The sequence below is a fragment of the Metabacillus hrfriensis genome, assembly GCF_030127205.1.
GTDB classification, from domain to species: domain Bacteria; phylum Bacillota; class Bacilli; order Bacillales; family Bacillaceae; genus Bacillus_P; species Bacillus_P dongyingensis.
The window spans coordinates 2,638,064-2,653,193 of the sequence record NZ_CP126116.1; the positions used below are offsets into that span (position 1 = coordinate 2,638,064).

The 15,130-nt window shown below is 38.8% G+C and carries 9 protein-coding genes; 3 read left to right on the forward strand and 6 right to left on the reverse strand.

The annotated features are described in order from the left end of the window. Positions 1 to 247: 247 nt before the first annotated feature. From QLQ22_RS13180 to QLQ22_RS13195, 4 genes are all read right to left on the reverse strand, one after another. Positions 248 to 1,114 carry a peptidylprolyl isomerase gene (locus QLQ22_RS13180; RefSeq protein WP_223435301.1) on the reverse strand — a complete coding sequence of 289 codons (867 nt, stop codon included), beginning with the start codon at positions 1,112 to 1,114 and terminating at the stop codon, positions 248 to 250. A gap of 155 nt (positions 1,115 to 1,269) precedes the next feature. Continuing rightward, positions 1,270 to 3,060, reverse strand: coding sequence for a glycoside hydrolase family 66 protein (locus tag QLQ22_RS13185; protein ID WP_252206900.1), 1,791 nt, complete (start codon positions 3,058 to 3,060; stop codon positions 1,270 to 1,272). A 242-nt stretch (positions 3,061 to 3,302) separates the two neighbouring features. Beyond that, positions 3,303 to 4,160 carry a hypothetical protein gene (locus QLQ22_RS13190; RefSeq protein WP_284014921.1) on the reverse strand — a complete coding sequence of 286 codons (858 nt, stop codon included), beginning with the start codon at positions 4,158 to 4,160 and terminating at the stop codon, positions 3,303 to 3,305. Between the two features lie 151 nt (positions 4,161 to 4,311). Then, on the reverse strand, positions 4,312 to 6,855 hold the full coding sequence (locus tag QLQ22_RS13195; RefSeq protein ID WP_223435308.1) for a glycoside hydrolase family 31 protein: 2,544 nt from the start codon (positions 6,853 to 6,855) through the stop codon (positions 4,312 to 4,314). An 817-nt stretch (positions 6,856 to 7,672) separates the two neighbouring features. Between QLQ22_RS13195 and QLQ22_RS13200 the strand changes: the two genes are divergently transcribed. Genes QLQ22_RS13200 through QLQ22_RS13210 form a run of 3 tightly spaced genes read left to right on the forward strand, consistent with a single transcriptional unit; the run spans position 7,673 to position 12,341 of the window. Then, positions 7,673 to 9,466: a cache domain-containing sensor histidine kinase gene (locus QLQ22_RS13200; protein WP_223435309.1), complete on the forward strand. Its 1,794-nt coding sequence runs from the start codon at positions 7,673 to 7,675 to the stop codon at positions 9,464 to 9,466. A gap of 18 nt (positions 9,467 to 9,484) precedes the next feature. Then, positions 9,485 to 11,056 carry a response regulator transcription factor gene (locus QLQ22_RS13205; protein WP_223435310.1) on the forward strand — a complete coding sequence of 524 codons (1,572 nt, stop codon included), beginning with the start codon at positions 9,485 to 9,487 and terminating at the stop codon, positions 11,054 to 11,056. Further along, positions 11,049 to 12,341 (forward strand): extracellular solute-binding protein, encoded by a 1,293-nt coding sequence (locus QLQ22_RS13210; RefSeq protein ID WP_223435312.1) that lies wholly within the window; start codon positions 11,049 to 11,051, stop codon positions 12,339 to 12,341. Before QLQ22_RS13205 ends, QLQ22_RS13210 begins: the two co-directional genes overlap by 8 nt. Before the next feature lie 218 nt (positions 12,342 to 12,559). On the opposite strand, the gene QLQ22_RS13215 is transcribed toward QLQ22_RS13210, so the two are convergent. Together QLQ22_RS13215 and QLQ22_RS13220 are read right to left on the reverse strand one after the other, a co-directional pair. Then, entirely contained in the window at positions 12,560 to 12,946 is a 387-nt protein-coding gene (locus QLQ22_RS13215) for a VOC family protein (protein ID WP_223435313.1), read from the reverse strand. Between the two features lie 364 nt (positions 12,947 to 13,310). Continuing rightward, positions 13,311 to 15,092 carry an L-lactate permease gene (locus QLQ22_RS13220; protein WP_252206906.1) on the reverse strand — a complete coding sequence of 594 codons (1,782 nt, stop codon included), beginning with the start codon at positions 15,090 to 15,092 and terminating at the stop codon, positions 13,311 to 13,313. Between the last annotated feature and the right edge of the window lie 38 nt (positions 15,093 to 15,130).

Below are 15,130 nucleotides of genomic sequence, written 5' to 3' on the forward strand. Positions count from 1 at the left end.
ATTCAGTGAAACAAGTTAAATTTCAGATAATTCAAAAAAATAAAAATTTCCCCCTCATAATTCTACCAATCTTTTTGACTTAGTCTCAAAAAAGGAACCTAAGGAATTTTTTTCTTGGATTCCTATCGCTCTACTAGAAAAGATTATTCTTATCTACCCTAACAACATGAGTTATAGAGACTTAAAAAGACTGCAAAGCATTCACGAAGAAACGCTTTGCAGTCCAGTCTTTTAATAAGGTTTGCTTTTATTTTGTTTCAGGTTGTTGCGTCGTCTCTAATGCTTCATCTAACTCTTTATCTTTGATCGTAATTTCAGCTTCTTTTTGGAGCATGGAAATGACTTCGTTAATTGGCTTAGCTTTTTTATATGTTAGTTCTTTTTCAATTTCTGCTTTCTTGTCTTCAAACGTGTTTGTTTTCTTATCCGTTACTTTAATAATGTGATAGCCGTATTCTGTTTTCACAGGGTCACTAACATGATTGACATCAAGTGAAAATACAACTTGATCAAATTCAGGAACCATGTTCCCTTTTGTAAAATGTCCAAGATCACCGCCTTTGTCTTTCGAACCAGGATCAGTTGAATAAACGCTCGCAAGTTGAGCAAAGTCCTCGCCCTTATCTAGTCTCTCCTGCACTTCTTTCGCCGTTTTTTCATCCTTAACCAGAATATGGCTTGCTTTAATTTCTTCTTTATACTTATTCTCAAATTCTTTTTTCACTTCTTCTTCGGAAACCTTTACTCCATCTGTTGCTGCTTTTTGAGCCAATAACTCACGTTCAACATTTTTTTTAAAGACTTGCTCATCTGACATGCCTTTTTGCGCAAGAGCCTGTTTCAAGCCTTCCTCACCACCGAATTGTTCCTTATACTCCTTGATTCTTTCATCAATTTCTTTATCTGTCACTTTGTAATCTTTTTCAAGCACCATCGTTTCTACCATTTGTTTTAAAACTTGGTCACCAGCCTGAGCCTTTAATTCGTTATAAAATTCCTCTTTGGTAATTTCACCCGCTTTAGATTGAACAATTGTATCTGAAGCACTAAGGTTACAAGCAGAAAGAGAAAGAACTGTACCTACTATTCCAAGGGAAACGAACATTTTTTTCATTCAAAACACTCCTACCTTTTTACATTTTTTTGACTATGTTTGCCTATCATTTAAGGTTGAAATTCTTCCTTCAAAATGACATCGTTCATCCTCATGTATTCCTACCCTCTTTTTTATTAAAACTAGATAGTAGTAATCCATGAAATTTCCTTGTATTATTGTTCATACTCTACCACGACCATATCCCAATATTTAAGACTAGGAAGTGCAAAGATGACCTTGTTATTTTCTTGTTTAAAGTTTAGAGATATAGGCACTCCGTTTTGCTTGTCAGGCGAAGCCATCCAAACTTTTTTAATAGATTTCGTCTCTTCAAGCTTAACGGTTAACTGTTTACGGTTTTGAGGTTCTGCTTGATTTGCATTTGTATCACGCCATTCTAATGTTGTAGCATCAAAGAAGTTAATAAAATGAATGACTTTTTTATTCGCTTTTTGTTTTGCGAAGCTCCATATTTTCCCCTGTTCCGGCTGTGAAGAGAAATGAACCCAATCAGATGAAGCAATAGTGATCGGCACCTCTTTCAGGTTATCCCGAAGCAGGTTTTCATAAGCTACAAGAAAATCATAATAATGCAAGAGCATGCTTTTTAAGGATTTGCTCATCTTTAAATTATCATGTGGAAAATATTCTTTTGACAGCATGTGTTCTCCCAGTTCTAGGTGTGAACCACCAGATGCAAAAATCACACTGTTCGTTAATAATATACTTGGAGTATTAAATTTCCCCGGCTGACTGGAAAACTCGTAATTCATATAGGCGGCTAAGATTGTATTATATCTCCCTTTTGAATAGTGATTGTTTTCATCAATCATGCGTTTTAAATCACTATAATATTTATCTTGATCCCATACTTCCGTATATAAGAAATCAACAGGAGAGTCACCTAGCTGTTTTTGACCATATTGGCTAACCGCGTTCATCACAATCCGTTTATCAGGCGTTTCTTTTTTGATATGTTCCATAAAAGGTTTAAAAGATTCGTCGAGCCCCACGGATTTCCCATTAAAGTCATATACATTTCCCCGTGGACCAAGCTGATCAATATGCCATCCATCAAAGGGAAGAGTCTCGTAAACTTTTTTTTGCTGATTAATTAAATAGGTTTGCCACTCCGAATTTGCCGGATTGACAAGAAATACATCACTTTTCCATTCCTCTGGTAATGGATGGTAATCATGTTGATTTTTTTGCTGATCTTTAAATAAGCGCCATTCTGTTTTGACACCATCTTTTTCAGCTTCTGCAAAAGCACCGTATAAAAGGTTATATGCCATTGTTTTCATGTTTCGTTTATGGGCTAACTCAATATATGATTTAATCGTCTGCAGCGAGGTAGGACGATTGGCGATGTCCTCCCAATGGACGGCAGACTCATTGTTTTCTAAGTTAATAGGTTGATGGTGTTTATAATGCCAATCATAAAATTGCAATCCATTAATGTGATAACGATTCAGCCAGGAAATAACAGACTCCATATCTTTGTTAGACATATCATGAAACTTTGAAAGAAATCCATATCTCGGAAATTTTGACCAATCGCTTGAAACATCAACAGCAACTGTTTGCTGATCAAGTTCAGTTTGAGTTTCCAACTGTACAAGGACTAAATACCCTTTGAAATCCTCTTCTGGTGGCTCCCATGTCCAATGCACCTCATTTTTTTCTACTTTTACCTTTTGTTTAGAGATGACATCATTTAAATGAAAGTATGTGATTTCTAACATTTCATCAGAATACTTAGCGGGTATTTTAGTCGTAAAATGAATCATTTCATTAGGTTGATATGACGCTTTATCAGTTGTTATACTTTGAATCATTTTATTTTCTTCTACTAATTGTGGTTTCGTTTGAAAAAAGAGAGACTTCATTGCAACCACAGTGATGATTAATAGCATTATCATAGAAAATAAGACAATTACGATTGATTTCTTTTTCAATAGCATACAATCTAACTCCCCGTAACTAACAACTAGTGTCTTTACTATTTATGTCTAGACCAGCACACCAAATTTCTTTCGCCTAGCAGCTTAAGGTATATGGTCTTTTTAAGAATACTTCATTCAAAGAGCGACATAGGAGGTAAGAAATTCATTTATTTTACAAGAGAAGCCTGACTAAATTCTAATTGAACTTAGTCAGAACCTATTACTCACCTTCGTTGGTTAACACGCATGTGAGTATGTTATTAATCAGCTTTTGGACCATAATCTGCATCAATGATTTTATCCATCGGGTGTCCGCATTCAGTTAACTTTTCTATTTCAGATCCTAAATATAGATCTGTCTGAAAGTATCCATTCGGCAAATCAACCTCAACAGTATATGTACCTGGTCCATATAAGTTCGTGACGTTATCAAAGCTAATCTGCCCCTCATACGGTTTTCCGTCTCCTTGAGGTACTGTACCTTCAGGATAAACATAACTTGTAAAACTAATCTCAATTGGATCCATGCCTACAGGGACCGTAAATGTTGCTGTTCCTCTACTAACACTGGTCTTAAAAAATTGATCGAAAGGTCGCTGTGATTCAATATCTTCAGTCAATCCAGCGTTATCATTTATCGTTATGGACCCGCTCCACAACTCTCCCTTTCCTGGATGGCCAGGACGCTGATATGCTTTAAACATATAATTTCCGTCCATAAGCTGATCTGGTGTATACGTTAATTCCTGTGTTTCACCAGATGGTAACGCGTTAACAACTCCAGTGTAAACAACCTCGCCATCTTTAGGATTACCATTTGCTGACCAGTAAACCTCATACGCAGCTTCCCCCTGCATAGCTTGTGAGTCCTGGCCATTTTTTATCGTGGCAGAAATGCCATTGCAAATTACATTTTCGGCGGTAAATGATAATGAACTTTTATCCCAAGATGATTTATCATGTAATGTTGTTTGTTTAGATCCATTTTGGTTACTGCCTTTTTCAGCTTGTTCATTCTTTATTGAAGCAGCAAATGTTGTATGTATAGGTTGTATAAAAGAAATTGATAGCAATGTTGCTGTTATAATGCCAGCGGATAGTTTATTTAGCTTTTTCACATAACATCCTCATTTCCAACAATTTTTTCGTTCCCGAATATTTTTATGAGATGACTAGTTTATTCGTTTATATAAAGAAGAAGGTGACTCAATAGGATCTAACATAGTGTTATTGGTCACCCTCTTCTTCCTGCTAAACTTTCAATTTTTTTTATCGGATTTGAACTTCTTTTTTCTCATCAGCTGGGATGCTTACATAAAGAACCTTTGCTTCTGCATCATAGAAGTAGGTATTTGTTTTTCCTTGTGTTTCCGCAAGAGAACCAACCTCTTGATATTTGCTGTTTCCAGCTTGAATTCTCGATGGCTTTTCTTCCTTATTTAATTTCAATGTGTATTGCTCTAATTTTGATTCTTTGAAGTTTTTAGCTTTTTGTTTTTGTTTGAATGTAATTTTATTGCCCTTACGTTCTACTTCTAATGATGTTTCGTTGTATTCACCTTGTTTGTAATCTTCTGTTGCACCATCATCCTCGTAGAACGTATATGAAGCGTTATTGTCTAAATACGTATCAAGCACAAGGTTTGTTAAAGGTTTTTCACCTGTGTATTGCTGTACTTCACGGCTTGGAATCATTGAATCCTTCTTCACGAAAATCGGTAAATGACCAAGTGGAGCATCTACAGTAAGAGTTTGTCCACCTTTGTATTCTTCACCAGTCCAATAGTCTGTCCAGTTTACGCCTTGTGGTAAGTAAACGCTACGAGATGTTTGACCTTTTGTTATAACCGGTGCAAGCATCATAGAGTCACCAAACATGTACTGGTCACTAATATCATTTGTTTTTTCATCATGTTGGAATTGATAAACAAGCGGTTGATGTACCGGTTTACCAGTGTCAGTTGCTTCCTTGAACTCATTGTATAAGTAAGGAAGTAATTGATAACGTAATTCGATATACTTCTTGCTGATTTTTTCAACTTCTGGACCAAATGCCCAAGGTTCTTGACCTTGCTTAATTTCAGATTTTGCATCACTATCATAATGGATACGCGAGAATGGATAGAAAGCTCCTACTTCCATCCAGCGAGCAAACAGCTCTGAGTCTGGTCGTTTAGCGAAACCTCCAATATCAGTACCAACGAATGATACACCTGATAGACCAATATTAGAGATCATCGGGATTGACATTTGCAAGTGTTCCCAGTTCGATTCACTGTCACCTGTCCATAATGCAGCCCAACGCTGTGTACCTGCATACATGTCACGTGTTAACACAAACGGACGAGTACCAGGTTTGTGCACTTTAAATGCTTGATGAGTAGCATCTGCTTCATCATGACCGTATAAGTTATGATACTCTGTATGCATAATTTTGTTATCTTCTGTACCAAAATAGGCATCCAAAGGTAACGTATGGTACATTTTGTCCGTGTCGATAAATACGGCAGGTTCATTCATGTCATTCCAGATACCGTCAATTCCCTCATTAAATAAGGTATCATGGTTGTTAGCCCACCAATCGCGAACTTCTTGTTTAGAGAAATCAGGGAAAGCAGAATTCCCAGGCCATACCGGACCGATGAACGGGGTTCCGTCTGCGTTTTTCGCCCAATAATCATTTTTTGTACCTTCCTGATACATGCGATAGTTTTCATCTTGTTTAACAGCTGGATCGTTGATTGCGATAGCATGGAATCCAGGCATAGATTTTAGTTGTTTTAACGCTTGATTGTATTGATCATTCCATGTAAATACACGGAAACCATCCATGTAGTCAATATCAAAATGCATAGTGTCTAATGGAATTTGTTTTTCACGGTATGTTTTAGCAACATTTACGATTTCATCTGCTTTATATTCCCATTTACTTTGGTGTAAGCCCAATGACCACTCTGGCGGAGCTTCCATTTTACCTGTTAAATCTGTATAGCGGTCAACGACATCGCCAATTTCTGGACCGTATGCAAAGTAATACGTTAACTTACCACCGTTTGCATAGAAATAGTAGTAATCATCAGATTCGCTGGCCATTTCATAGTAGGAGCGATGTGTATTGTCAAAGAAAATACCATATGCTTTTTTATCTTTTAACCCAATGAAGAATGGAATCGATGTATACACATATTTTGTATCTTTATTATAGGAGTAAGCATCTGTATTCCACATGCCGATGCTATCGCCACGTTTGTTGAATTCCACGCCGGCTTGCTCACCGAAGCCATAGAAATCTTCATTTTTATCTGTTTTCTTAAATACATAAGGCTTTCCATTTTCATATCCTGGTGTTTGGTCTTGATTTACATAATCCTCGTTGATGACATTTCCTTGCTTGTCAAGGAAGCGTACACCAAATGGCTTCATTTTAATTTCAACCGTAAGTTCATTTGTTTTTAGCGTATAAGTATCTGAGCTAGAGATTGCTTTAAATTTTGGAGTATCCCATTCAGATTCTTTTTTGGCAATCCCTCTAGATTCGAATTCTTTTTCACCTTTATTTAATACAGAAACTTTTACAAAATCTTTGTCAAATAATCGAATGTACGCATCATTTGATCCTAAGTCCAATTTGACACCGTTTGAAAGCTTCTCAATTCCTTGAACAGAAAGCTTTTGAAGATTTTCCTGAGCTAAAGGTGTGTCTGCTTCGGGCTGTGTAACAGCTAGAGCATTTGGAGCTGCTGCAGTTATACAAATAGTAGCTGCAAGTGATGCACTTGCGATCATTTTTAAATATTTTTTCGGTAAGTTCATGTTTCACCTCTAATAAAATTTAAATTCTTTTTTAAGACGCTTGACTTAACTTAATTGAGACTTCTTTCTTCACGTCAGCTGGGATTCTTCTATTCATTTCATCGTTCTCACTTCTGTGTTAAAAATAAATGATTTCAATTCTTGGACGTCTTCACTTCAACTTATTTTTTCAGACCATCTCTCCATTCTCTTTTTCATTTTCAATCAAGAGCAAATTTTGTTTCCCGGGCACACTACCAAGTTAGCAACTAAGAGAGTCTTGAACAATCGGTTAAAACTCCTACCTGAAATTTGAATGGCTCTCAAATTATCATAAAAATGCTCGAGAAGGTTCCTTCAAAATGGTTTAAAATAGCGTGGATCTTGATTTGGAATAGCTTTACATTTTCTGCTTTTTCTTTACATTCGAGAAGGAAACGCCTAGTTTCCGGCCGGGAAAATGGATATTTTTAGAAAATGATAGACTATGAGACCTAAAGGACTTTTCTCTTTGATTGCTTCCATAAGGGTTCGTCAATCTTTTATTTTTCGAGTATTGCTTAAAATACGACGCTTATTCGAGTGGTTTTTCCTTATTAAGGTTTTAAATGAATATTATGGAAATTCGTTTAGTCTTTTACGGCTAATTCTGTGGGGGTAAAATTTTTCGGTCTTTCCTCAAAATAAAACACCTCCACATCTAACGAAGGAGAAAAATGATATGTTTATAGTGAAATAACTGATTAGCAGGTGTTCTTTTCCAAAACCTTCCTTGGGCAATCACTCTCTGCACCCTTTACAATAATTAATAGTAAGAACGAATGTAAGGCGGGGTTTCATGTTCCGAAAAAAATTTTTATATAGAAGCTTTTCAACTAAAATCATTGTGGCTTTTCTGCTTGTGATTTTGATATCGACACTTTTTATCTCTTTATCTTTTTACTGGGAGTCTAATTCGATCTTGAAGAAAAACGTGCGGGAGTCCACCGTTCAAATTACCAAACAGACGGCTGAGTCGCTCTCTTTCATATTAAATGTTGGAATCGATACCTCTGATTTTATTAGCAGTGATGAGAACATCCGGCAAGCTGCATTAGAATTAAATAGCAATACATCTAACGATCAAAGAAGAAATTCCGAATACATTAATACATTGCTGAATAATTACGTCTATTCCAACTCCTTCGTCAAAATTGTTTATGTGCTGAAAGAGGAAGGCAGTGGCTGGGGCAGCGGAACCTTTTCCGAAGCCAGACTTAAAAAAATACAGCTTTCAGAACAGGAATGGGTAAAGGAAGCCAAACAAAAGGACGGAGAATTAGTTTGGCAAGGGCTTCAGTATGACGATTTCAACGGGGGCGGAATTAATACGGACTTAACCCTTCCTGTCGGCAGGGTCCTGAAGGATTTTGACACGCTGAACAATATTGGACTTGTACAGGTTCATTTAGACGGACGGTCTATTCTTAATACAATTGAGCACTTAAAACTTGGGAAGACAGGAAAATTTTTCGTTGTGGATAAGAACGGAATGATCATGATTGATTCGAATTTAGACAGTATCAATAAGAAGGTGGAAAATCCTGATTTGTATCACCATATTGTTGGTAATGATGCTGTTGAATTTGAATTTGACGCGAATGGCATCCCTTATTACGGAGTTAAGCAGTCACTGAGCAATGGCTGGATGCTAGTAGGGACTGTTCCGATCCATGAGATCAGCGGACAATTGGATCGTCTCCAATCCTGGATCGTCGTTTCAGCCGGAGTTTTCTCCTTGCTTGCCATTGGGATTGGGCTTTTCATTGCCGGCAGAGTAACGCAGCCTATCAGACAACTGTCCCAGAGTATGCTTCAAGTTCAACGAGGTGATCTAAAAGCGAGAGCGAATGTAGATTCCTCTGATGAGATCGGATTTTTAAGTAAGCAATTTAACGAAATGCTTTTTGAAATCGTCAATTTAATGCAGCAGGTGGAAACTGAGCAGAGTGAAAAGCACCATGCTGAGCTTCGGGCCGTTATGCACCGGGTTCATCCCCACTTTCTCTTTAACACACTTAGCACCCTGCGCTGGCTTATTGATTCGAATCAAAACGAGCGCGCTTATCACGTATTGTCGGCACTCACCCATTTGTTGGAAGCAAATATGGGCAAAAGCGGCAGCATCATTATGGTTGAGGAGGAACTGGACATAATCCGGAAGTATTTGGTGATTTTGGAGCTTCGCTACGAAAAAACCTTCCATTTAGCGTTAGACATAGAACCAGGTACGGAAAGGCTCCTTATCCCCCGCATGCTGCTTCAGCCAGTGGTGGAAAATGCGATATTCCATGGCATTGTTCCGAAGAATACAGACGGACAAATCTCGATTAAGATTCATTTTGATGACGGGAAATTAGAATTTCTTATAACCGATGACGGCTTAGGCATCAGTGATGATAAGGTAAAAGAATTGAATGATCCGGTGACTGCTGTTGAAAAAGGAAAAATCGGCATCGGTTTACGTCATATCTTTGACACTCTGCGGCTATATTACGCTCACAATTGGAAATGGTCGATCTCTAGCAGGTCAGAACAAGGGACTACAGTGCGTATTATTATAAAAAATTGGGAGCTGACACAAAAAAATTAATGCACCAGGAGGAACAATATGTTTAGAGTTCTTATAGTGGATGACGAGCCTGTTATCCGGAAAGGAATTACATCCTTTATTGATTGGGAAAACGAAGGAATAACGGTCGATGACCAATACGCCAACGGTGCCGAAGCCCTATCTGCACTTGAAAAACACCCCTATGATATTCTTATTACCGATATCAAAATGCCATTGTTAGGAGGCATTGAACTTACGAAGAAAGCACTAGAGCTTTACCCATGGCTCAAAGTAATCCTGATTAGCAACTACAGTGACTTTGAATACGTAAAAGAAGGGCTTAAACTCGGCGCGGTCGATTATTTGTTGAAGCTAACCCTAAAAAAGGACGACCTTCTGGCCGTCCTCAGGCGATGTATAACAATGCTGAGGGAAGAACGGAAAAAGGATTCTGAACTGAATCACTATCAACAAGAGGCCGTCTATCTTGAAAGAAAACGTGTCGAACAAGAAATGAAAAGATTGATCGTGCAAGAGCAGACCTCCTATTCGTCAACCGCGTGGGCGCCTGCATGGCTGGAACATTCCTATGCTTGTGTTTATCTAATGCTGGATGGTGCTGAGGAATGGAGGGAAAATCACGGTTTTCTCTATATGCAGTTCCTATTGGAGGAATGGCAGAAAAGGTTTTATGAGCAGATCGAGATAGGGACCGCAATGATTGTCGCTGAAAGCAGTATGTTTCTCATTTTACCTAATCTTAATGGAGCAGATCAGCAGCAGCAACTCCTTCAGTGGAAGCAGTTAGTAGAAAAGGAATGGGACGTTTCAACATCAGCAGGTATAGTGACAGAGCGGGGTATAAACAGCATTATTAAGGGATTTACTAACAGTTTTTCAGCTTGCCAAAGACGTTTTTTTGAAGGGCCAGGCAGATTTTATCATATGAACGGTTCGGAAACCGGTTTGGAAAAGATAAGAATCGATAAAAAAATCCATGATTGGAAGCCATTCTTCGAAATGATCAGCAATGGAGATCCAACTTCATCAGCAATTGAATATGCGCTTAAACGCTGGAATGGCGGGGCCCTGACTCCAGAACAAGTAAAGCAGGAGGCGTGCAGCCTTCTCACGGGCACGTACCGATTGCTCAGAGCAGATGAATCAATGCTCCCAGTGCGGCATGAGCTGCTTTTTCAAGCGGAGACAATCGATCAAATGGTATCCTTGCTGGTTTGCCAACTAGGAGAAATCAGGACTACCTTTACACCAAAACTGATTGATAATGGATATGACGAGAAATTAATAAGGAAGGCTCTGGAATATATAGCTTCCCATTATACCGAGAACATAACACTGCAGAGCGTAGCAGATATCGTTCATCTCAGTAAAAGTTATTTCAGTCTCTATTTCAAAAAACAAACAGGCCGAAATTTTGTCGATTATCTGATTGATCTGCGAATCAGGGAAGCGAAGCGCCTATTAGTGGAAAATGAAAATCGAATTTACGATGTAGCTGAAGCCGCAGGCTTTAAAGACGTAAAATATTTCAGCAAAGTTTTTAAAAAGGTAACCGGTTTAACTCCAATGGCGTACAGGGAAAAACACCAGGTGAGCAAGATTGGCTAGATTAAGAAAGGGTGTTACCATTATGGGATGGAAGCTTGCATCCTGTTTACTGATTCTCGTATTGTTAGCAGGTTGTAAAAGTCATTCGATGATTTCCGATCCAAAGCATGTTCAAACGCTTCAGAATCATGAAAAAACAGTTATTACGTTTTGGCACACCTACAACGACAAAGAAACCGAGCTATTAGAACAAAAGTTGCTCCCTGCTTTTGAGCGGGAGCATCCGAACATGCGGGTCGAGTCGATCAACTTTGCATTTAATAACGAATTAAAGAACACATTAATAGGACGCGCCTCTTCCAACCGAGGTCCAGATGTGGTCCGGCTTGATATCTCCTGGGTTCCTGAATTTTCACATAAAGAGCTTCTTGAACCGTTAAACATGTTCCCAGGTTTTCAAGATATCCAAAGCAGGTTTTCTCCTCATGCGATGGCTGGAGGCTATTACAAAAAGAATTATTATTCTCTACCACTTAATATTTACACAAAGACTGCGATCTTTAACCGTGAGCTTCTAAAACGAGCCGGCTATTCAAAGCCTCCGCGCACAATGGAAGAAGTGATAAAGATTGCGCATCATCATCGCTTTTCGATCGGACTCGGAGGATTGGAACCTTGGGATACGATTCCATTTATATACACCCTTGGTGGAGCCATATCCGATAAGAATTTCAACAAAGCTTCCGGATATTTAAACAGCAAAGAAACAATCTATGCTGTGGAGCAATTGACATCACTTTATAAAGAAGGACTCATTAATCTTCCTGATCAATCCGGTGATGACAAAAATTTTGAACGAGTAAAATCCGGAAATATACTTATGACAGACGAAGGGCCTTGGTTCTACAGCCTATTGGATGGAGCAGAATTGGATCGTGCTCAAAAGCTGACCATCCCAGTACCGTTTCCACATGATAAAGGTCCTGTTTCGATTATTGGCGGAGAAAACCTAGTTATTATGAAGGGCAGTAAACAACAATCTGCGGCATGGACTTTTATGAAATGGATGACAGATAAAGAAGCGCAACTTCTTATGGCGCAAACTGGATTGATGCCAACTAACCAAGATGCAGTCAAAGCTATGAAAATACCTAATAATTCTTACCTTAATCCTTATAAGGAGGCTGCTGAGAATGCTTTTTTATGGCCCCAAGTTAAGAACTGGAGTAAAATCGACGAAGTGTACTGTGAGTACTTAAAAAAAATATTTGAAGGTGAATTGTCTGTTAAGGCTGGTTTAGACCGTGCGGCAGCTGAAATAGACAAACTCTTAGCTGATTCGTGATTAGAATCATTATATCTAGTTCTTCACTTGTGTTTCCAATAGTAATTTGAGTCAGAAAAGTTCTAAAAATTCACAAGAACTCTTTTGACTCTTTTACTTTCTTGCCCTTATTTTTTTCAAATACCGTTTTAATATTTTCAGTGAGGTTATAAATCCTTAATCGTCAACATTCATCCTTACCGCTCAGTCTGTGGTCTAGTCCCATTTTAACCAATCAATTACAGCATTTTATATATTTCAACTAAGTTATCATCAGGGTCACGAAAATGTGCAACACGCGCTCCCCATTCCTTACGATCATGAGGTTCATTAACAAATTCAATTTCTTTTTCTCTGAAACGGTTATATGTCTTATCGACATCTTCTACTTGAAATTGAAGTAAAAATCTTGATTGAGACTCAGCTTCTAAAGGCTTATTTTCTTCTCCGACCAATTCGGCCATAACTTTTCGAGATACAAGCTCAATTTTTGTTTCCCCATTATTGAATAGCGCATATTCCATGTCTTCATCGTACCAACTTACTGGAAACTCCAATAAATCTCGGTAAAACAGGCCGCTTTTCTTAAAATCTTTGACCAACAGTCTTATTTGCAACAACTTCAAATCAATCATCTCCTGAAAAATATTATTGAAGAGCCGACATCCTCGCCACTCATTGAACATTTCGTTAGTGATTCCAATATTCCTTCTTTATCCTGCTCAGTTATCTGCATAAGAAATGAATCAACATTATTATCAGTCGGGGAAAATACAAGTGGTTAGTTTTATATCCTGAGAGCAACAATCTTTTAGAAAAAAGCCTTCTATAATGATGAAATTCTGTACGGTAAATGGTTTTTCTAGGATGATTCCAAAATAGCCCTGTAAGGCTTTGCGTATTCTTTCGTCACCTGCTCACTTTCTAAAAGGAAACTCATTTAACATAAATAAGCTGCCATCAAAATGGCAGCTTCTGCAAAGATAAATCCTATGATTTCATATTTCGATCGGTTTCCACAATCAATGCTGCCCGTTTCTGATTCGTTGCCACTATGTAAATGGCAGCCATTGCAATCGCTGCAGCAACATAGGAGCCAAGATTGAAGATACCTTTTTGTGAATACCATACAATCGAATAGCCGACTGCACCAGATAAAAGAGCATAATAACTGAATGGAAATAACGTTTTCCGAATCACAACTCCTTCTTTTCCAATTAACCCTACTACCGCTGAAGCGGCAACGACATTATGAACACAAATCATGTTTCCTGCAGCTCCGCCTACGGCTTGAAGCGCTACAATCCAAGTAGGATCTACACCAATTTGAGAGCCAACATCATATTGGAATAAACTGAACATCATGTTGCTGACCGTGTTGCTTCCAGCGATAAATGCACCAATTCCACCTATGAAGGTAGCGAAAAACGGCCAAAATTCACCTGCTATTGCAGCTGCTCCGTTTGCGAGTTCAATTGGCATCGCGTCAAAACCCGCTGCTCCGCCTTTGGAATTTGTAAATACCTGAACCATAGGCACTGTAAATACAAGTGCTGAAGAAGCAGCTAATGTAGTTTTAGCTGATTGAGACCATGCAGATTTGTATGCGCTTCCATTCATTCCATGAAGAAAGAAAGTAATGAGTGATACTAAGATAAAGATCGTTCCAGGCAAATAAAGCGGCTGAAAGCTTGCACTGACTTCAGAGCCGAACATGTTCGGAAACGACACAACCCATGATTGAAGCCAATCTATTACAGGAAGCGCTTTCAATCTTGAAATGACTAAAAATGCTCCAACTAGAATATAGGGTGACCACGCTTTAAGCATGCTCATATTTCCGCTCTTGTGAGTGATATCTTTCATTTCAAGTGAACCCATCCACTCAGGATCCCATTTTGACTTTTCTTCAAAATCCCAAGCTTTTTCTTTTGGCGGCATCAGGAAGCCCTTTTTTGCTGCGAAAACTACAATTGCAAGGCCGGTCAAACCTCCAACCATTGATGGAAACTCGGGTCCTAAAATATTTGCTACGATGACATATGGAATCGTCATTGCAAATGCTGAAAACAATGCGAATTTCCAAACTTTCAATCCCTCAGAAAATGATTTGTTTTTACCGAAATATCTTGTCATCAATGCGACTACGAACAGCGGAATCAGCGTTCCGGCAATCATATGTAAAATCGCAACCTGACCTCCAATTTCTGTGACAAGTGCAAGGAAATCGTCCGTAATGCCTGAATCTGCGGATAAGCCTGTTTGAACGCCGACAAGCATCGGTGTTCCAACGGCACCAAAGGAAACAGGAGTACTTTGTATGACCATTCCAGCGATAACAGCTGCCATTGCTGGAAATCCAAGCCCGACCATCAGCGGTACAGCAACCGCTGCCGGTGTTCCAAAGCCTGATGCGCCTTCAATAAATGAACCGAACAGCCACGCTATGATGATGACCTGAATGCGTCTGTCCACTGAAATATCGGTAAAGCCCTGACGAATGGTTTTAATTCCACCGCTCTCCTGCAGGGTATTTAACAGCAGGATCGCCCCGAAAATTATATACAGCAGCGTGGCTGCTACCACTAGTCCATTGACAGATGCTGCTGCAACTGTTGCCCCTGGTATTTTCCAAACAAACAGCGCAAGTCCAATCGCGGTTAAATACGAGATTGGCATGGCTTTGCTGGCCGGCCACCTGAGACCTACCAAAAAGATTCCCACAACTAAAATCGGCAGCAGTGACAAAAATCCTAACATCCCGGTACTCAAAAACATTTCCCCCTTTTTGTTTCGAAATGCGCAACATT

Bases quoted from the DNA above. Each gene is read 5' to 3' on its own strand.
- QLQ22_RS13200 (WP_223435309.1), top strand. From the start codon at position 7,673: ATGTTCCGAAAAAAATTTTTATATAGAAGCTTTTCAACTAAAATCATT.
- QLQ22_RS13205 (WP_223435310.1), top strand. From the start codon at position 9,485: ATGTTTAGAGTTCTTATAGTGGATGACGAGCCTGTTATCCGGAAAGGA.
- QLQ22_RS13195 (WP_223435308.1), bottom strand. From the start codon at position 6,855: ATGAACTTACCGAAAAAATATTTAAAAATGATCGCAAGTGCATCACTT.
- QLQ22_RS13180 (WP_223435301.1), bottom strand. From the start codon at position 1,114: ATGAAAAAAATGTTCGTTTCCCTTGGAATAGTAGGTACAGTTCTTTCT.
- QLQ22_RS13185 (WP_252206900.1), bottom strand. From the start codon at position 3,060: ATGCTATTGAAAAAGAAATCAATCGTAATTGTCTTATTTTCTATGATA.